This window comes from Flavobacterium yafengii (assembly GCF_030010375.1).
Lineage (GTDB): Bacteria > Bacteroidota > Bacteroidia > Flavobacteriales > Flavobacteriaceae > Flavobacterium > Flavobacterium yafengii.
Genome location: NZ_JASCRY010000001.1, coordinates 298,826 through 318,120, shown reverse-complemented (window position 1 = coordinate 318,120; position 19,295 = coordinate 298,826). Strand labels below are relative to the sequence as shown.

Genomic DNA, 19,295 nt, shown 5'->3' with positions numbered 1-19,295 from the left:
TTTCAGCAAATGAAAGTAACCATAGACGGTCAAAGCATAGAAGTAGAACCAGGAACAACAATTCTGCAGGCAGCACGTATGATAGGTGGAGAAGTAGTTCCGCCAGCGATGTGCTATTATTCTAAACTAAAAGGTAGCGGTGGAAAATGCCGTTGTTGTTTAGTGGAAGTTGCAAAAGGAAGTGAGGCCGATCCAAGACCAATGCCTAAATTAATGGCATCTTGTGTAACCGGTTGTATGGACGGAATGGAAGTGAACAGTAAATCTTCACCAAGAGTTCAAGAAGCCAGAAAATCTGTAACAGAGTTTTTATTGATCAATCACCCATTAGATTGTCCGGTTTGTGATCAGGCAGGAGAATGTGATTTGCAAAATTTAAGCTTTGAGCACGGGAAATCAGAAACTCGTTTTATCGAAGAAAAAAGAACTTTTGAGCCAGAAAATATTGGACCAAATATTCAATTGCACATGAACCGTTGTATTCTTTGTTACCGTTGTGTAATGGTTGCAGATCAATTGACTGACGATCGTGTTCACGGAGTAATGGATAGAGGAGATCATTCTAATATATCGACTTGTATCTCAAAAGCGGTTGATAATGAGTTCTCCGGAAATATGATTGATGTTTGTCCGGTAGGCGCTTTGACTGATAAAACATTTAGATTTAAATCTAGAGTTTGGTTCAGCAAGCCTTATAATGCACACAGAAATTGCCCTACTTGTTCTGGAAAAACTACCGTTTGGATGTTTGGTGATGAAATCCAACGTGTTACCGGAAGAAAAGATGAGTACCATGAAGTAGATGAATTTATTTGTAATGGATGTCGTTTTGACCACAAAGACATTGCAGATTGGACTATTGAAGGGCCGAGAGCATTTGAAAAAGATTCGGTTATCAATCAAAATAAGTACAACAGAAAATTACAGAAAGTTGAAATCGCTACCGAAAATCATATCCTTTTAGGTAGAGAAGAAGACCGTAAGAAAATAAGTATGGTCGAGATTCCATTGACCGAAGAAGACATTATTAATCAAAAAAGCTTGGGTAATAATGGATAGTACTATTATCATAGAAAAAAGTGTCATTATTGTTGCAGTTTTTGCTTTGACAATGTTGATGGCAATGTATTCCACTTGGGCTGAACGAAAAGTTGCCGCTTGGCTTCAAGATCGTGTTGGACCAAATAGAGCCGGTCCTTTTGGATTGTTTCAACCGCTTGCCGATGGTTTAAAATTATTCTCTAAAGAAGAATTTGAGCCAAACACTCCAAACAGATTTTTGTTTTTTGTAGGTCCGGCTATTGCTATGAGTACCGCTTTAATGACGAGTGCCGTTATTCCTTGGGGAGACAGGCTGCATTTGTTTGGAAGAGATATTTTATTGCAGGCAACGGATTTAAACATTGGATTATTATACTTTTTTGGAGTTGTTTCAGTGGGTGTTTATGGAATCATGATTGGTGGTTGGGCATCTAATAATAAGTTTTCTTTGATTGGCGCCATTCGTGCTGCTTCACAAATGGTATCTTATGAAGTTGCCATGGGGCTTTCGATAATTGCTTTGTTGATGATGACCGGAACATTGAGTTTAAGAGAGATTTCGGCACAACAAGCAGGAATGAATTGGAATGTGTTTTACCAACCGTTATCTTTTATTATATTCTTAATTTGTGCTTTTGCAGAAACCAACAGAACACCTTTTGATTTAGCGGAATGCGAAACGGAATTAATTGGAGGATATCACACGGAATATTCATCGATGAAAATGGGATTCTATTTATTTGCTGAATATGCGAATATGTTTATTTCTTCTACGATTTTAGCGGTTTTATTCTTCGGAGGATATAATTATCCTGGAATGAGTTGGGCAGTAGAAAATTGGGGTGTAAATATTGCTAACGTTATAGGATTTGGTGCTTTGTTTATCAAATTATGCGGATTCATCTTTTTCTATATGTGGGTTCGTTGGACTATTCCAAGATTCAGATACGATCAATTGATGCATTTGGGTTGGAGAATTTTGATTCCATTATCCATTATCAATATTATGATTACCGGAATTGTAATTTTGAGAAGTGAAATTGCAACTTATTTAGGATTTTAATTAGTACCGAAAAAGCCCTAGCCCTGATAGTAGCGGCATCCTTTTATTTTTTTCTTTAAAAAATAAAAGATATAGCGAATAGCAGGATTAAGCTTCAAATAAAAATAAAAAATGTCAATAGAAAGTATATCCTTATCGGGAAGAAAAAAGCTAGTCTCTAACAAGGAGATGACTTTTTGGGAAAGAATGTATCTTGTTGCGATTGTCAAAGGTTTGATGATTACGATTCAGCATTTGTTTAAAAGAAAAGTAACGATTCAATATCCGGAACAAGTACGTGAAATGAGTCCGGTGTATCGCGGTCAGCACATGTTGAAGCGTGATGAGCAAGGTCGTGAGAATTGTACGGCTTGTGGTTTATGTGCGTTGTCTTGTCCTGCAGAAGCGATTACGATGAAGGCTGAAGAACGCAGAGCAGATGAAAAACATTTGTACAGAGAAGAAAAATATGCGTCGATATATGAAATTAATATGTTGCGTTGTATTTTTTGTGGATTGTGTGAAGAGGCTTGTCCTAAAGACGCCATTTACCTGACAACTTCTAAAGTTTTAGTTCCGTCTAGTTACGAAAGAGAAGATTTTATCTTTGGAAAAGACAAATTGGTCATGCCTCTGGAAATGGCAATGAAAAACGCTCAACTTAAAAACGCTAACTAATGTCTACGATACTTATAATTTTTTGTGTATTGGCTGCTATCACATTAGCAACCGCATTTTTGACAATTTTTAGCAAAAATCCGATTCACAGCGCTATTTATTTAGTGATTTGTTTCTTTTCGATTGCGGGTCATTATCTATTATTGAATTCTCAATTCTTGGCGATAGTTCACATTATTGTGTATTCTGGAGCGATTATGATTTTGTTTTTATTCACCATCATGTTGATGAATTTAAATGAAGAACATGAAGTGCATAAACCAAGGATCACAAGGTTAGGTGCTATTGTTTCTTTTTGTTTGATTTGTTTGGTTTTGATAACCATTTTTATCAACTCAAAACCTATTGTTGGAGAATACGTAACTACCGGCGAAGATTATCAATCTATAAAAGTATTGGGTAAAATACTGCTGAATGAATATATGGTTCCGTTTGAATTTGCCTCTATATTACTTTTGGTTGCTATGATTGGAACTGTGTTATTGTCTAAAAAAGAAAAATTGCAAAAATAAGATGAACAATATTTTAAACCACATTGGTATTGAAAATTATATATTCCTAAGCGTAATACTTTTTTGTATTGGCGTTTTCGGAGTGTTGTACAGACGAAATGCCATTATCGTATTTATGTCAATTGAAATTATGCTGAATGCAGTAAACTTATTGTTTGTAGCATTTTCGACCTATCATCAAGATGCACAAGGACAAGTTTTTGTGTTCTTTTCGATGGCTGTTGCTGCGGCAGAAGTTGCGGTAGGATTGGCAATTCTGGTTTCTATTTTTAGAAATTTAGGTTCAATTACTATCGATAATTTAAAAAACTTAAAAGGATAAATGGAAATGAATACCAATATAGCTTTAGTTTTAGTTCTTGCTCCTTTTTTAGGATTTTTAATCAATGTTTTCTTTGGCAAAAGCCTTGGAAAATCACTTTCGGGAATAATTGGAACGCTTTCCGTTTTGGTTTCTTTTATTGCGACTGCTTACTTCTTTGGGGGAATAGCTGCGCAACCAGAAGGAATTCGAATTTCACTTTTTGATTGGATCCAAATCAGTAATTTCAATGTTGATTTTGGATTTCAATTGGACCAATTATCTATTTTATGGTTGCTTTTCGTAACCGGAATTGGGTCTTTGATTCATTTGTACTCGATTAGTTACATGCACGATGATGAAAATATGCACAAGTTTTTCGCGTATTTGAATCTGTTTATATTCTTCATGATTACTTTAGTAATAGGAAGTAACTTATTAGTATTGTTCATCGGTTGGGAAGGCGTAGGTCTTTGTTCGTATTTGTTAATTGGATTTTGGCACAAAAACCAAGAGTACAATGACGCTGCAAAGAAAGCATTCATCATGAACCGTATTGGTGATTTAGGGTTGTTAGTTGGAATTTTCATTATTGGAAATTTATTCTCTACTTTAGATTACGCTACTTTAAAGACGGCTATTGCCGGTGCAACTGATCTTAATATGTATTGGCTTTCTGTTGCTGCTTTCGCTTTATTTATTGGAGCTTGCGGTAAATCAGCACAAATTCCATTGTATACTTGGTTACCGGATGCGATGGCAGGTCCAACACCAGTTTCAGCATTGATTCACGCGGCTACGATGGTAACTGCAGGAATTTTTATGATTACCAGATTGAATTTCTTATTTGATTTGACTCCCGATGTGCAATCGATAATTGCTGTCGTTGGAGCAGTGACTGCTTTAGTAGCTGCAACCATTGGATTGGTTCAAAATGATATCAAGAAAGTTTTGGCTTACTCTACCGTTTCTCAATTGGGATTAATGTTTTTGGCTTTAGGTTTAGGCGCTTATGAAGTGGCTGTTTTCCACGTAATCACTCACGCTTTCTTCAAAGCCTGTTTGTTCTTGGGTTCTGGTTCTGTAATTCATGCTTTACATGGAGAACAAGATATGCGTAATATGGGCGGCTTGAAAAAAGAAATGCCGATTACGTTTGTAACAATGCTTATTGCTTCTTTAGCGATTTCCGGAGTTCCATTATTCTCAGGATTTTTCTCGAAAGACGAAATCTTATTAGTGGCTTTCCATCATAATATTCCATTATGGGTTGTGGCATCGGTTGCCTCTATAATGACTGCTTTTTATATGTTCCGTTTAATGTTTTTAACGTTCTTTCAAGAATTTAGAGGAACCGCAGAACAAAAACACCATTTGCACGAAAGTCCATCCTTGATTACCATTCCTTTGATTGTTCTATCAATTTTGGCTACTATCGGTGGTTTGATTAGTTTACCAGGAAACAGTTGGTTGAATGAATATTTGACTCCCATTTTACCAAAATTAGCAACCGCTGAACACCATTTAGGAACTACTGAATATATCTTGATGGCTATAGCTGTTGTGGGTGGATTAGTAGGTATTGGTATGGCTTACGCCAAATACATCAAACAAAATACAGTTCCGACAGAAGATGCTGCCATTACAGGCTTTTCTAAAGTGCTTTACAATAAATATTATGTTGATGAATTTTATGATGCTATTTTTGTTAAACCAATTAATTTCTTGTCTCGTTTTTTCAGAGATACTTTAGAAACTGGTTTGTCAGCTTTAGTTTTTGGATTCGGAAAAGTTACCAACGAAATAAGTTACCAAGGAAAGAAAATACAAAATGGAAGCATTGGTCTTTATCTTTTTGCTTTCGTATTGGGGCTTTGCGCCATTGTTTCTTATTTATTTTTAGCTCAACAATAATCATATATCATGAATGTATCTCTAATATTAATTATACTTTTGGTTGGTGCGTTTGCAACTTTTCTTGCAGGCGATAAACTGGCTTCAAAAGTGGCTTTGTTCTTTGGGTTAGCTGCTGCAGGCGCTTCTATTGTATTATTAGATCACTATAATTTAGGTGAAAATATCAGTTTCATCAACCAGTGGATTACGCAACCTAATATTTCTTTTGCTTTAAAAGCAGACGGATTATCGATGGCGATGCTTTTATTGACCACGGTTTTGACTCCAATAATTATATTTTCCTCTTTTGGAAATGACTATAAAAATTCAAAATCATTTTATGCGTTAATCTTGTTTATGTCGTTTGCAATGGCAGGAACATTCTTAGCATCAGACGGTCTTTTGTATTATATTTTCTGGGAATTATCATTGATTCCAATTTACTTCATCGCTTTAATTTGGGGTAACGGAGACGCAGAAGAACGCAAAAAAGCAGTAGTTAAATTCTTTATCTACACGCTTGCTGGTTCTTTATTTATGTTAGTGGCTTTTGTTTATATGTACCAACAAGCTGGAAGTCTTTTATTAGAAGATTTATACAAATTGAATTTATCAGCAACGGAACAATTGTGGATATTCCTGGCTTTCTTCTTGGCGTATGCAATTAAGATTCCATTAATTCCTTTTCACACTTGGCAAGCAAATGTGTATCAAAAAGCACCAACTGTTGGGACAATGCTTTTATCTGGTATCATGCTAAAAATGGGATTGTACAGTGTTATCCGTTGGCAATTGCCATTGGCGCGATTGGCAGCCAAAGAATACATGTATATTTTCATTGGACTTGGAATTGCAGGTGTGATTTACGGATCTATCGTTGCATTGAAACAAAAAGATTTGAAGAAATTATTAGCGTATTCTTCTTTGGCTCACGTTGGTTTGATTGCAGCAGGAACCTACACTTTGACTTTAGACGGATTGCGTGGAGCAGTTTTACAAATGATTGCACACGGATTTGTAGTTGTTGGATTGTTTTATGCAGCTGAAATTATTTTCAGAAGATACGAAACCAGAGCAATTGCTGAAATGGGCGGTATTCGTACGCAATCACCAAAATTTACTTCAATGTTTTTGATTTTGGTATTGGCATCTGTTGCTTTGCCTACTACTTTTAACTTTATTGGAGAATTCACCGTTTTATACAGTCTTTCACAAATTAATATTTGGTTTGCCATTTTAGGAGGAACAACCATTATTTTAGGGGCGTATTATATGTTGAAAATGTTTCAACATGCAATGTTGGGAGAAACCAATTCTAAAGTTTTTACTGATGTAACGATCAATGAAGGAATAACTTTGGTACTTATAATTGGTGTTTTATTCTTTTTTGGGATGTATCCAAAGCCAATTACCGATTTGATTACCCCAAGTCTGGAAGAAATTTTAACTCAAATAAACCGAATTAACTAAGTCAAATAAAAAATGAATACATTAATAGCTATAATAGGATTAGGTGTTTTATGCCTTTTATTTGAAATTTTTAATTTAAGGAAAGCCATTGTTCCAATAACAATACTTGGATTATTGGGAGTGCTGGGTTTAACCATATCTGAATTTAATTCAACGGAGAGTTACTACAACAACATGATTGTTGTGAGTAAATTTTCAAGTACTTTTTCGTCTTTGTTTATTGTGCTTACCATTTTCTTGGTGGCTTTAGGACATAATTTTTACGAAAATCATCAATCTAAAATCTCGGATTATATTGCCATAAAAATATTTTTATTGGCAGGAGCAGTAGCAATGGTTTCTTTTGGAAACTTAGCGATGTTCTTTTTAGGAATCGAAGTATTATCTATTGCGCTTTATATTCTTGCGGCAAGTGATCGTATGAATTTAAAAAGTAACGAAGCAGGAATGAAGTATTTCTTAATGGGATCTTTTGCATCGGGAATCATTCTGTTTGGTATCTGTTTAATTTACGGAGCTATGGGAAGTTTTGATGTTACTGAAATCAGTGAATTATCACAATCAGCTGAATTGCCGGTTTGGTTCCCAATAGGGATTGTATTGGTAACAATAGGAATGTTGTTTAAAGTGGCGGCAGTTCCATTTCATTTCTGGGCACCGGACGTTTATGAAGGTTCTCCAGCCTTGACAACAGCCTTGATGAGTACTTTGGCGAAAGTAGTTGCTATGGCGAGTTTGTACAAATTATTATCGGTTATGAATGCTGATGTTTCTGAGTCATTCAAAATGGTAGTAGTTATTATTGCTATGGCTTCGATGACCGTTGGTAATATTATGGCTTTGAGACAAACGAATGTAAAACGTATGTTGGCTTTTTCAGGGGTTTCTCACGCCGGTTTTATGTTGATGACTTTATTGAGTTTGTCTACATCAGCAGGAAGTTTGTTGTATTATGCCTCAGCGTATTCTTTATCTGGAATCGCAGCTTTTAGTGTGATTTTATACGTTTGTAAAAATAGAGACAACGAAGATATTGTGAATTTCCACGGATTAGGAAAAACCAACCCATTGTTAGCAGCCATTCTTACGGCAGCTTTACTGTCTATGGCTGGTATTCCAATTTTTGCGGGATTCTTTGCTAAGTTGGTTTTGTTCAGTCAAACGATTCAAGCGGGTTATTTGGCTTTAGTAATCGTGGCAGTGGTGAACTCTATTATAAGCGTTGGATACTACTTCAAATTGATTTTGGCGATGTACACGAAAGAACCAAACGAAGAACGAAAAGGAACTCCAGTTATTATTTATGCAGTTGCTGTTATAGCAATTGTGTTGAATATCGCATTAGGGTTGTTCCCATCTTTAGTATTGGATTTATTGGCATAAACCAAAATTTTAAAAATATACAAAAAACCATCAAGAGCAATTTTGATGGTTTTTTTATTGGCTTTTTCGAATATTTACTAATCTTCCATTTCCTAATAAAAGCTTAATGTCGAATTGTTTTCAAACTACTTTCATTAAATTTGTATATACAAATGATTTTAATCGTTTACTAAATAAAAGAAGATGGGAAATACATTAAAAATACAAATCTGGTCGGATATCATGTGTCCGTTTTGTTATATAGGAAAAAGGAGAATAGAAGGTGCTTTACAAAATTTCGAGCATAAAGATGCAGTTGAAATTGAATGGAAAAGCTTTCAGTTGGACCCAAGTTTTATTGCTTCTCCCGATGATAATATGGTCGAGCATTTGGCAGAAAAATATAGAAAAGATACCGATTGGGCACAAGAGATGCTTGATAATATGACTCAAAATGCTAAAAATTCAGGATTGGATTTCCATTTCGAAAAAGCGGTTATGGCGAATTCATTGCATGCACATCGCTTGTTGCATTTGGCGAAAAAGTATAATTTGGCAAATGACTTAGAAGAATTACTGTTCAAAGCCTATTTGATTGATGGTAAGAACATAAATAATTTGGATACATTGAAAGCATTGGGATTGGAAGTAGGACTGAATGCTGAATCCATTGATGAAGTATTGCATTCTAATGCCTACGCAAATGAAGTGCAGCAAGATATCAATGAAGCGCAATCTGTGGGTGTTCAAGGTGTTCCCTTCTTTGTTTTCGATAATAAATATGCAGTTTCGGGTGCACAACATGTCGAAACATTTGTGAAAACACTTGAAAAAGTATGGGAAGAAGGTAAATTTGATTCGAAAGTTACGGTATTGAATACTACCGATGGAGACAGTTGTGGAATCGATGGTTGTAATTAAGACTATAAACCATTTTATTCTAAATTGTCAGAAGCATTGAAAAATTAGTAATTATGAGTGAACGTACAAAAGTAATCCGTTGGGGAATATTAGGCTGTGGTGATGTTACCGAACTGAAAAGTGGTCCTGCATACCAGAAAACGGATGGTTTTGAAGTGGTCGCAGTAATGCGAAGAGATGTGGTTAAGGCTGCGGATTATGCTAAAAGGCATGGAATTAGCAAGTATTACACAAATGCTGATGATTTGATTAATGATCCTGAGATTGATGCGATTTATATTGCCACACCTCCAGATGTTCATAAATTTTACGGACTCAAGGTCGCTGCAGCCGGGAAGATTTGTTGTGTCGAAAAACCTTTGGCACCAAATTATCAAGACAGTCTCGCCATTTATACTGCTTTTGCAGCAGAAAATATTCCTTTGTTTGTTGCCTATTACCGCCGTTCGTTACCTCGTTTTGAACAGGTGAAAACGTGGCTTGATACAGGTTGCATTGGCAAAATCAGGCACATAAGATGGCATTTGAGTAAACCGGCAAATGCTAAAGATTTATCTGGAGAATACAATTGGCGAACTGATACCGCTATTGCTACAGGTGGTTATTTTGATGATTTAGCAAGTCATGGTCTGGATTTATTCACACATCTTTTGGGAAATATAAAACAGGTTTCCGGGTTAAGTCTCAATCAACAGGGATTGTATTCGGCTAAAGATGCTGCTGCCGCTAGTTGGTTACATGAGTCTGGAACTACGGGTTCAGGCAGCTGGAACTTTGGTTGCTATGAACGGGAAGATAAAGTGGACATCTATGGAAGCAAAGGAAAAATAACGTTTTCTGTATTTGAAAATGATCCCGTATTGCTTTCTAACGAACAAGGGCAAACAGAAGTATTCATTGACCATCCTGAAAATATTCAGTTGTATCATGTTCAGCAAATGCGAGAAGACCTTCTGGGGAACAGTAAACATCCTTCTACAGGTTTGACAGGAGCTCATACGAGTTGGGTTATGGACCAGATTATCGGGAATTTATAGTGTTTTTCAATTGTTTAAAACAAAAAAAGAGGCTGTCCGATAAAGACAGCCTCTTAACTACTACAATTTATTTAATCACTATTTGATAGCAACTGTTTCGCTAAATGTTTTACCATTGTACGTTATATCAAACGTATATTTACCGTTTTGAGCGCTAGTTAAGTCAAATATTTTGCCAACATAAAAATCAGCAGTCAAAGTTTCATTGTACACTTCAGTTTGATCTGAGTTGTAAATGGCAACAGTAACCGGAGCTTTTTTCGGGTTTAAAATGTTAACGGTAACGATTCCGTTTTTGTTTACCAAAACTGGTTTGTACACTTCAGAAATAGCATCAGCAGATAATTTTGCTTTGTTACCCACTACTTCAATTTTATACTTTGAAATTTTAAGATCGCTCTCCGCTTTCAAGAAGTAGATTCCGTCTGGCAAAGCAGTCAAATCATAGGTTCTATTGATATTGTCTTCAGAAGTAACTTTTTCCTGATAGATTAAACTGTCATTGGTGTCATAAATAGACAAATTAATTTTCTTAATCTCTTTCAAACTAAAACTTACAGTTTTTCCTTCTTCTTTTATTAAATCCAGTGAAAAATCTGCGTTTCCTGCATGTGCTTGTACGGCAGTCAATACTACTGCGGCTAACACTAAACTAAATTTTAAAATCTTTTTCATAATTGTAATCTTTTTAGATTTATAATGATACTTATCTGGGGCTAAATTAGTCTAACCTATTCAGTATGAGTAGTGCTCAATTTTCTAATTTGTGTGCTATTTTACCTTTTACGAAATCGATTAAGGTTAAAAAAGTTAATTGAGTATCTATTTTTGGTAAATTTGTGCTAATTCTAAATACGGATTCGTATGAAAATTATACCGCCAGCTTTTGAAATTATAGCGCCTTCTTTCGGGAGCTCTTTTTACTTTTCGAAATATGTTGAAAATGCGAACAGTAAAGCGCACTTGTGGCATTATCATCCTGAAATTGAACTTGTTTTTGTAAATGGTGGTTCCGGAAAACGCCAGATTGGGAGTCACATTTCGTATTACACCGATGGGGATTTGATCCTGATAGGAAGTAACCTGCCGCATTGTGGGTTTACCAATGAAGAAACTGGAAACAAAAACGAAACGGTGATACAGATGAAACCGGATTTCTTAGGGAATGGATTTTTTGATATTTCCGAAATGACGAATATTCGGAATCTTTTTAGTCAAGCCAAAGCCGGAATTGCTTTTGAAGGAGAGACCAAAAAAAAGATAGGGAAGAAGATAGAATTGATGGAACAACAGTCGCAATTTGAAAGGTTGTTGACCATGTTAAGTATTCTGAATGAACTGGAATTATCCAATGAATCTACTGTTTTGAATGCAGATGGATTTTCGATGGAAATGCAAATGCAGGATAATGACCGCATCAACGCTGTTTTTAATTATGTAAAAGATAATTTTCAGGAACATATTGCGCTGGAAGAAGTTTCGGAATTGGTAAGTATGACAGAACCTTCTTTTTGCAGGTATTTCAAAAAGATAACCAACAAAACTTTTACCAAATTTGTAAATGATTACCGCTTGGTTCACGCATCTAAACTGTTGGCTGAAAAACCCATCAGCATCACTGAGATTTGCTATGAAAGTGGTTTTAATAACTTCAGTTACTTCAATAAATCGTTCAAAGAATTCACTGGTAAAAGCGCTTCGCAATACCGCCAGGAACTGAAATCCGTACTCAAGTAAATACTACGAAAGATTTTAATGTGTAGTAATTCAAAAAAAATTCCCGCTGATACAACTACCAGCAGGAATTTCAAACAAACCATTTATATAACTAACTAACTATCTTCTGTCTATTCTGATGGCTACACTTCCTGATACTTTCGTATCCTCGATTTTGGCTTTTGTACCATTTGTTCTGTAATAGTCATCATCATTCGAGTTTTGGCTGTTGCCATAATCGTTGTTTCCATTGCTATTTTGGCTATATTCATAACCTCTGCCACCTTTTACGGCTCCAACAATATCAACAATTTGACCACGACGGTTGTAGATGATTTCTAAACCACCTACTCGTTCCAAAGCATAACGGTTGTAGGTCATATAAACTGAACCCACTCGTTTAACTCTATCATTTGAGTCATAGTTGATCATCACATTTCCAATACGTCTTACTCTGCCCATGTTGTCGTGTTCCACTTTTACACCATAATTTCCATTTCGATAATTTGCGGGTGCACCATACGTTTTATTCATGCCATTTTTTTTGCCTGCTTTATAATACATCCCACCAGTTGAACCGGTTGAAGGGCGTGTATTAAAATCAAATTGTCCATCAGGGAATATGAAGAACTCAATTCCTCTTTCTGTGAACACAATTGGGTCGGCATTTCTAAAATCTACGGGAGATCTTCTTTCTACAGAAAAATCGATTTTCTCTGCGGCATTCACTACACTACCTCCAAATACGAAGATACTAGCTACTAAAAGGGTAATTTTTTTCATGATAATTATATTTTGAATTTTGCCTACTCTTGAGCTTTTCGGCTTTCGCTTTTTTTACTTATTTGATTAGGTATATCCAAGTAGCGTGCCAAAGATTTGAATCACGGTTTTGTGTTTTTAGGTTATAGATTGATTTTAAATATTTAATTTACTTTAAATCAATGTGTTAGTATTTTAAAAAAATAGAAAATAATTTTATACAGAAGCGAACATTAAGATTTTTTTAATACAATTCTTGTTGGACTTGATGCGTTTTTTTGTGGTTTTGATAAAGAACGAATCTCAATAAAAGAAAAATCATTTCATTTTTTAAAACTTTTTTGTATAAAACTACTTATCAACAATCCTTAAAATTAACTTTAGTTACAAACTCGCATCGAGGGATATTGAGTAATTTTGTAACATGTATGCTTTAGTCGATTGTAACAATTTTTATGCTTCCTGCGAACGTGTTTTTCAACCGGAATTCGTAGGGAAACCCGTTGCAATATTGTCAAATAATGACGGCTGTGTGATTTCCAGAAGCAATGAAGCAAAGGATGTTGGAGTTCCTATGGGCGCGCCAATATTCAAAATTAGGGAATTGGTAAAAGAGAAAAATGTAAAAGTATTTTCTTCAAATTATCCGCTTTATGGAGATTTTAGCAATCGGGTGATGTCAATTTTAGGTCAGTTTACACCGAATCTAGAAATTTATAGCATTGACGAAGCCTTCCTGAATTTTGATGGTTTGACTGTTTCCGATTATCAGGATTATGGAATCCAAATGAAAACCCGTGTGCAAAAATGGGTAGGAATTCCCGTTTGCATTGGCTTTGCACCAACGAAAGCATTGTCAAAAGTAGCCAATAAAATTGCCAAGAAGTTTCAAGACAGGACGCAAGGGGTTTATGTTATTGACACCGAAGAAAAACGAATCAAAGCCTTGAAATGGACAAAGATTGAAGATGTTTGGGGCATTGGCTATCGGATGAATAAAAAGATGAAAGCCAAAAACATTGTAACTGCTTTAGATTTTATTGCACCGCAACACGAGGCTTGGATCAGGAAAGAAATGGGTGTGACGGGTTTGCGTTTAAAATATGAACTCGAAGGAAAATCAGTTTTGGATTTAGAACCCATTGTTGACCAAAAGAAAAGTATCGCTACCACCAGAAGTTTTCCAAAACAGATTGCTGATTTTGATTTGCTGCGCGAGCGTGTTGCTACTTTTGCTGCGGTTTGTGCAGAGAAATTGCGAAAACAAAACTCCTGCTGTCATACCATTATTGTAATGTTAGTCGTTGATAAACATAAAGTGCAAACCTCAAAATATTATTTTAATATGGCGATTACATTGCCTTATGCGTCAAATTCTACGTTGACGATTTCGAATGCAGCCATCGATATGTTGAAAAAACTACACAAAGGAAATGAAACTATAAAATTTAAGAAAGCGGGCGTTATCGTTACCGAATTGATTGATCAGGACAAGAAACAGTTGCAGTTGTTTGATGAGGAAAATCCAAAACATTTGGTGCTGATGAAAGTAATGGATGGCCTCAATAACAAAATTGGCGATAAAAAAGTAAAGTTGGCTACCCAAAATTTAAGCTTGACCTGGAACATGAATCAGAATCATTTATCGCCCAGATACACCACTAATTTTAAACATATTCTCGAAATCAAATGTCAATAAACAAAGAGCAAAAAGTGAATTTTTTTCTGCCTGATTTTGAAAGTAAATTGCGAATTCCTTTCATAAACGAAGGTGTTTCGGCTGGATTTCCATCGCCGGCAGCTGATTTTATGGAAACGAATATCGATTTGAACAAGGAATTGAGTGAAAATCCGTTGGCGACTTTTTACATCAAAGTCAAAGGAAATTCCATGATTGATGCCGGTATAAATGACAAAGATGTTCTCGTTGTGGATAGAAGCTTGGAACCGCAGAATAATAAAATTGCAATTTGTTTTATCGATGGAGAATTTACTGTAAAACGCATGCAACTCGAGAAAGACTGTTTGTATCTGATGCCAGAAAACCCCAATTATTCTCCGATAAAAGTCACCGAAGAAAATCAATTAATCATTTGGGGGATTGTCACCTATGTGATTAAAAAGGTATAAAAGCCAGTTGTTGCCATTATTAAAATGGAATTCTTATTGGGATTTTTGCCATAAAAAAAACCTGTTCAAATAAATGAACAGGTTTTCTGTTTTAAAAACAATTACGTTTTATACCGTATGTTTTGGATTAAATCCATCCTCGCTTAATTCGGTGTGTACGTAATCAGCAACCATTTCAGCTTCATAATCAACTTTTTCTCCTTTAGAAAGTCTATTGATGGCTTTTTCCATAATTTGGTAAATCACCGGAACTACCACCAAAGTTAAGAATAATGAGGAAATTAATCCTCCAATAATTACCCAAGCCAAACCGTTTTTCCATTCAGCTCCAGCTCCAGAGGCTAGTGCAATTGGGAACATACCAAACACCATCGCGATAGTTGTCATCAAAATTGGACGAAGACGCGCATGATTCGCTTGAATTAATGCTGTTCTAACCGTTTCGCCAGCTTTACGCCTTTGGTTGGTATAATCTACAAGCATAATCGCGTTTTTACAAACTAGACCAATAAGCATGATGATACCTAAAATAGTAAATATATTCAGTGTATTATTGGTTAAAGCCAAAGCCAACATTGCTCCAATAAATGAAAGCGGAATCGCAAACAATACCACAAATGGATGTACAAAACTATCGTATAACGAAACCATTACTAGGTAAACTAAGATAATCGCAGCTAATAACGCAATTCCTAATGTACCAAAACCTTCACTTTGATTTTCCTGATCTCCACCCCAAATGTAATTTACACCTATTGGTTTTTTTAATTTTTCAATTTTTTCTTGCCATTGTGTTACAATTGTTCCTGAAGCTACACCCACATTCTGACCTTTTACAGTTACTGATGCCGATTTGTCTCTTCGTTCTAATTCACTTGGTCCAGAACCTTCGGTTACGGTTGCAAATTGATTCAGTTTTATTTGTTGACCACTATCGTTTATGAAAATTAAATTACTTACATCAGCGATACTTTTTCTGTCGAATGCATTGTATTTAATATTGATGTCGTATTCGTATTCACCAGCTCTAAATCTACCATCAGTATTTCCGCTAAAAGCAGTTTGCATGGTAATACCTACTGTTTGCAAACTCAATCCCAAAGCTGCCATTTTATCTCTATCCACTTTTACGTTCACTTCTGGATTTCCATCTTCTACTGACAATTCGATTTCTGTTGCTCCTGGAATGGTACGTAATTCTTTTTCTGCTGCTTTTGCAAATTGCATGGCGCTTTCTACATTTGGACCAGTTACAATTAATCCTAAAGTCGCATCTTCTGCAGTTCCTAAAATACCAACTGGAACCGTTTTAACTTTTGCTCCAACTAATATTTTTTCTAATTTACGTTTTGTTTTTGCAGCATACACATTTGCAGGTTCATCACGTTTGTCTAATCCAACCATTTTAACGTTTATCTCAGACTTGTACGCCGTTGCTTGCGAAGCACCAAGACCTTCACTGGTTTGACCAATTGTTGTAATTTGACTAAAAACATACGCTTCTTTCTTCAAAAATGCTTCTGCTTTTTGCGTCATGAAATTGGTTTGCTCTAATGAAGCATCTTTTGGCATTTCTATTTGAACTAAAAACTCACCACTATCAGACGCTGCAAAGAATTCTCCACCAATAAATCCACCACCAAATAAACTAATCATAGAACCAAAAAAGATTACTAAAACGATAGCCAGTGTTTTAAAATAATGATCCAGAGACCATTCCAATAATCTTGAAACCCAATTTGTAAATCGTGTTAAATAGCTTTCAAATCCAAGGATGATTCTTCCAAAAAGGTTTTTGCCTTCAATGTGTTCTAATTTTCCATATCGTGAAGACAACCACGGAATTATTGTAAATGAAGCTACTAAAGACAACAAAGTTGAAATAATTACCGTTACACAAAATTGCGTAATAATATTAGAAACCAATCCGGTACTCATCGCAATTGGTAAAAACACTACCACAATTACTAAAGTAATCGATACAACGGTTCCACCAATTTCCGCAGTTCCATCATAGGCTGCACGAACCTTGTTTTTACCCATTTCCATGTGCCTGTAAATATTCTCCAGAACCACAATGGCGTCATCCACAAGAATACCTACAACAAGAGAAAGTCCTAATAAACTCATTAAGTTTAAAGTATATCCCATCAAATAAATTCCTATGAAAGTAGCAATTAATGAAGCAGGAATAGAAACCATTACAATCAACGAGTTTCTAATACTGTGCAAGAAAAACAACATCACAAGCGCAACCAAAAGTACCGCAATAAGTAAATCGTGCACAACTGCATCAGCAGCCTCGAGTGTAAAAATAGTACTGTCTTTAGCGATTTCTAATTGTAGACCATTGGCTTTATAATCGGTTTCCAGTTTAGCAATTGTTTTAACTAATTCTTCACTTACCGCAACCGCATTGGCATCCGATTGTTTAATAATTTGTAAAATAATCGCGCTTTTTTGATTGATACGCGCTACTTTTTCAGTGATTTTTTGAGTATCTTGAACATCAGCAATATCGCGTAAACGAACTTGGATTCCGTTTTTAGATGATACGACCAAGTTTCTTAATTCGTCAACATTTTTATATTTTCCGGCCAAACGAATTAATATTTTCTGCTCACGAGTTTGAATATTTCCTGTTGGAAAATCCAAATTAGAAGATAAAATATTTTGTTGCACTTGTGGAACAGAAAGTCCGTAGCCTTGCATTTTTACAGCATCAAGATTGACTTGAATTTCTCTTTCTTGTCCACCAATAATATTTACTTGTGCCACACCTTCTACTCGAGAAATAACGGGTGCTAATTTTTTATCAATTAAGTCGTAAAAAGCAACTTCATCCATTTTTCCGTTGGCACCAATAGTCATAATTGGTAAATCGCTTAAGGAAAATTTACTCAACGAAGGCGTTTCAACATCATCCGGTAAATCACTAAGAATAGCATTTATTTTACGTTGCGCATCGTTCATAGAGATATTAACATCAGCCGAAGAGGTCAATGTAATAGATACTGTTGACAAACTTTCGTAGGACTTAGAGTCTATTTTTTTAATATTTTCTAAGGATGCAATCGCATCTTCAATTTTTTTAGTCACCGTATTTTCTACCTCACTTGGAGATGCTCCAGGGTAAATAGTGGCAACAGTAATTACATTGGTTTCGAATTTTGGAATCAATTCGTAGCCCAATTGGCTGTAACTGAACAGTCCTCCTAATGTTAGAATCGTAAATAATACGATTACTAATGAAGGACGTTTTATAGATATTTCTGCTAATTTCATTTTTTTCTTTGCTTTAGGCTTTAAGCTTTAGGCTTTAAGCGGTTTCTTTATGGCTTTAAGACTTTCGACTTTAAGACTTATTTTATAACGTCCACTTTAGATCCGTCTTGAAGGTTGATTTGACCTGTAACAATTACAGTTTCACCATCGGAAAGTCCGTTTAAAATTTCTACTTTATCACCAAGAATTCTTCCAGCTGTAACCGTTTTCAGTTTAGCAGTTCCATTTTCGATTACAAATATTTCGTTGCTGCTCACACTTCCTACAAAAGCATTTCTAGGAACAATCATCAACGATTGTTTTTGTTGGTTTGAAGCAAATTCAGCAGTTCCGTACATTCCGGCTTTCAAATCATTTGAAGCGTTATTAGCAATTTCTATTTCTACTGGAAAGTTCAAACTTGCATCTGCTTTTGGCGCGATGAATGTGATTTTTCCAGAGAATGTAGCCTCAGGATATACACTTGCTTTTACGTTAATCGTGTTGCCTAATTTTAAACCTGCAACTTGATTTTCGTTAACATTTACTTTCAATTTCAATTTTGAAACATTTACAATGTCAAACATTTGCGTTGCAGCGCCAAGAACTGATCCTGGTTCAATGTATTTTTTGTTTACAATTCCGTTAATAGTCGCTTTGATATTGGTATCGCCGATATTAACTTTTGCTTGTTGTAATCTTGATTTTGAAGTTACCAAATTTAATTTGGCTTGGTCTAATTGTTGTTTAGTCACACCACCAGTTTTAAAAGCATTTTCAAAACGGCTGTAATCCGTTAATGCATTTTGATAAGTAGCTTGTGCAGTTTGCAAGTCAGCCGAAATTTGTTCGCTTCTTACAATTGCTAAAGTCTGACCGATTCTTACTCTGTCTCCTTCTTCAACTAAAACGCGAACCACTCTTCCTGGTTTCTCAGCAGAAAAACTTAATTCTTGAAGTGGTGCAAAATTTCCATTGGCAGAAAAGTCAAGAGAAACTTCTTCGATTTTTACCGTTGCAACTTTTACGGAAACACTGGCGTTTTTCTCGGCTACAATTGCTGTTTTAGCTTCGTTTTCTTTTTTGTTATTCATTAAAGTATATGCGATAACGCCTAAAGCTGCTACGATTGCTACTATGATTAGTATATTTTTTTTCATTTT

17 protein-coding genes are annotated in these 19,295 nt (G+C 35.5%); 13 read left to right on the top strand and 4 right to left on the bottom strand.

The features are described 5' to 3' along the window. Positions 1-9 precede the first annotated feature (9 nt). The 10 genes from QLS97_RS01360 to QLS97_RS01315 all read left to right on the top strand — a co-directional run bounded on the left by QLS97_RS01360 (position 10) and on the right by QLS97_RS01315 (position 10,260). Positions 10-1,059, top strand: coding sequence for an NADH-quinone oxidoreductase subunit G (locus QLS97_RS01360; protein ID WP_282713896.1), 1,050 nt, complete (start codon positions 10-12; stop codon positions 1,057-1,059). Continuing rightward, positions 1,052-2,104 (top strand): NADH-quinone oxidoreductase subunit NuoH, encoded by a 1,053-nt coding sequence (gene nuoH, locus QLS97_RS01355; protein ID WP_282713895.1) that lies wholly within the window; start codon positions 1,052-1,054, stop codon positions 2,102-2,104. Before QLS97_RS01360 ends, nuoH begins: the two co-directional genes overlap by 8 nt. A gap of 111 nt (positions 2,105-2,215) precedes the next feature. Further along, positions 2,216-2,761: a NuoI/complex I 23 kDa subunit family protein gene (locus QLS97_RS01350; protein WP_282713894.1), complete on the top strand. Its 546-nt coding sequence runs from the start codon at positions 2,216-2,218 to the stop codon at positions 2,759-2,761. Then, positions 2,761-3,273 (top strand): NADH-quinone oxidoreductase subunit J family protein, encoded by a 513-nt coding sequence (locus QLS97_RS01345; protein ID WP_282713893.1) that lies wholly within the window; start codon positions 2,761-2,763, stop codon positions 3,271-3,273. The genes QLS97_RS01350 and QLS97_RS01345 overlap by 1 nt, the downstream gene beginning before the upstream one ends. 1 nt (position 3,274) lies before the next feature. Then, a complete protein-coding gene (gene nuoK, locus QLS97_RS01340; protein WP_066079401.1) occupies positions 3,275-3,595 on the top strand; it encodes an NADH-quinone oxidoreductase subunit NuoK in 321 nt (106 codons plus the stop codon). 6 nt (positions 3,596-3,601) lie between these two features. Then, complete coding sequence (gene nuoL, locus QLS97_RS01335) at positions 3,602-5,488, top strand: NADH-quinone oxidoreductase subunit L (RefSeq protein WP_282713892.1); 1,887 nt, start codon at positions 3,602-3,604, stop codon at positions 5,486-5,488. 9 nt (positions 5,489-5,497) lie between these two features. Next, entirely contained in the window at positions 5,498-6,940 is a 1,443-nt protein-coding gene (locus QLS97_RS01330) for a complex I subunit 4 family protein (RefSeq protein WP_282713891.1), read from the top strand. Between the two features lie 12 nt (positions 6,941-6,952). Beyond that, a complete protein-coding gene (locus tag QLS97_RS01325; protein ID WP_282713890.1) occupies positions 6,953-8,323 on the top strand; it encodes an NADH-quinone oxidoreductase subunit N in 1,371 nt (456 codons plus the stop codon). A gap of 183 nt (positions 8,324-8,506) precedes the next feature. Next, positions 8,507-9,223, top strand: coding sequence for a DsbA family oxidoreductase (locus QLS97_RS01320; protein ID WP_282713889.1), 717 nt, complete (start codon positions 8,507-8,509; stop codon positions 9,221-9,223). 53 nt (positions 9,224-9,276) lie between these two features. After that, positions 9,277-10,260 carry a Gfo/Idh/MocA family protein gene (locus tag QLS97_RS01315; RefSeq protein ID WP_282713888.1) on the top strand — a complete coding sequence of 328 codons (984 nt, stop codon included), beginning with the start codon at positions 9,277-9,279 and terminating at the stop codon, positions 10,258-10,260. Positions 10,261-10,338: 78 nt separating this feature from the next. Here QLS97_RS01315 and QLS97_RS01310 read toward each other — a convergent pair whose 3' ends face one another. Next, positions 10,339-10,935, bottom strand: coding sequence for a T9SS type A sorting domain-containing protein (locus QLS97_RS01310; protein ID WP_282713887.1), 597 nt, complete (start codon positions 10,933-10,935; stop codon positions 10,339-10,341). Between the two features lie 189 nt (positions 10,936-11,124). Here QLS97_RS01310 and QLS97_RS01305 point away from each other — a divergent pair, with 189 nt between their 5' ends. Beyond that, positions 11,125-11,997, top strand: a complete 873-nt coding sequence (locus tag QLS97_RS01305; RefSeq protein WP_282713886.1) for an AraC family transcriptional regulator — start codon at positions 11,125-11,127, stop codon at positions 11,995-11,997. A 99-nt stretch (positions 11,998-12,096) separates the two neighbouring features. Here the strand turns inward: QLS97_RS01305 and QLS97_RS01300 are convergent, their stop codons facing one another. Further along, complete coding sequence (locus tag QLS97_RS01300) at positions 12,097-12,759, bottom strand: hypothetical protein (RefSeq protein ID WP_282713885.1); 663 nt, start codon at positions 12,757-12,759, stop codon at positions 12,097-12,099. Positions 12,760-13,162: 403 nt separating this feature from the next. Here QLS97_RS01300 and QLS97_RS01295 point away from each other — a divergent pair, with 403 nt between their 5' ends. Both QLS97_RS01295 and QLS97_RS01290 read left to right on the top strand, forming a co-directional pair. Beyond that, the gene (locus tag QLS97_RS01295) at positions 13,163-14,437 is read left to right on the top strand and encodes a Y-family DNA polymerase (RefSeq protein WP_282713884.1); all 1,275 of its coding nucleotides are present in this window, start codon (positions 13,163-13,165) and stop codon (positions 14,435-14,437) included. Then, entirely contained in the window at positions 14,428-14,868 is a 441-nt protein-coding gene (locus QLS97_RS01290; RefSeq protein WP_282713883.1) for a LexA family protein, read from the top strand. Before QLS97_RS01295 ends, QLS97_RS01290 begins: the two co-directional genes overlap by 10 nt. Before the next feature lie 108 nt (positions 14,869-14,976). Here the strand turns inward: QLS97_RS01290 and QLS97_RS01285 are convergent, their stop codons facing one another. Both QLS97_RS01285 and QLS97_RS01280 read right to left on the bottom strand, forming a co-directional pair. Further along, a complete protein-coding gene (locus QLS97_RS01285) occupies positions 14,977-18,153 on the bottom strand; it encodes an efflux RND transporter permease subunit (protein WP_282713882.1) in 3,177 nt (1,058 codons plus the stop codon). 77 nt (positions 18,154-18,230) lie between these two features. After that, entirely contained in the window at positions 18,231-19,292 is a 1,062-nt protein-coding gene (locus tag QLS97_RS01280; RefSeq protein ID WP_282713881.1) for an efflux RND transporter periplasmic adaptor subunit, read from the bottom strand. Between the last annotated feature and the right edge of the window lie 3 nt (positions 19,293-19,295).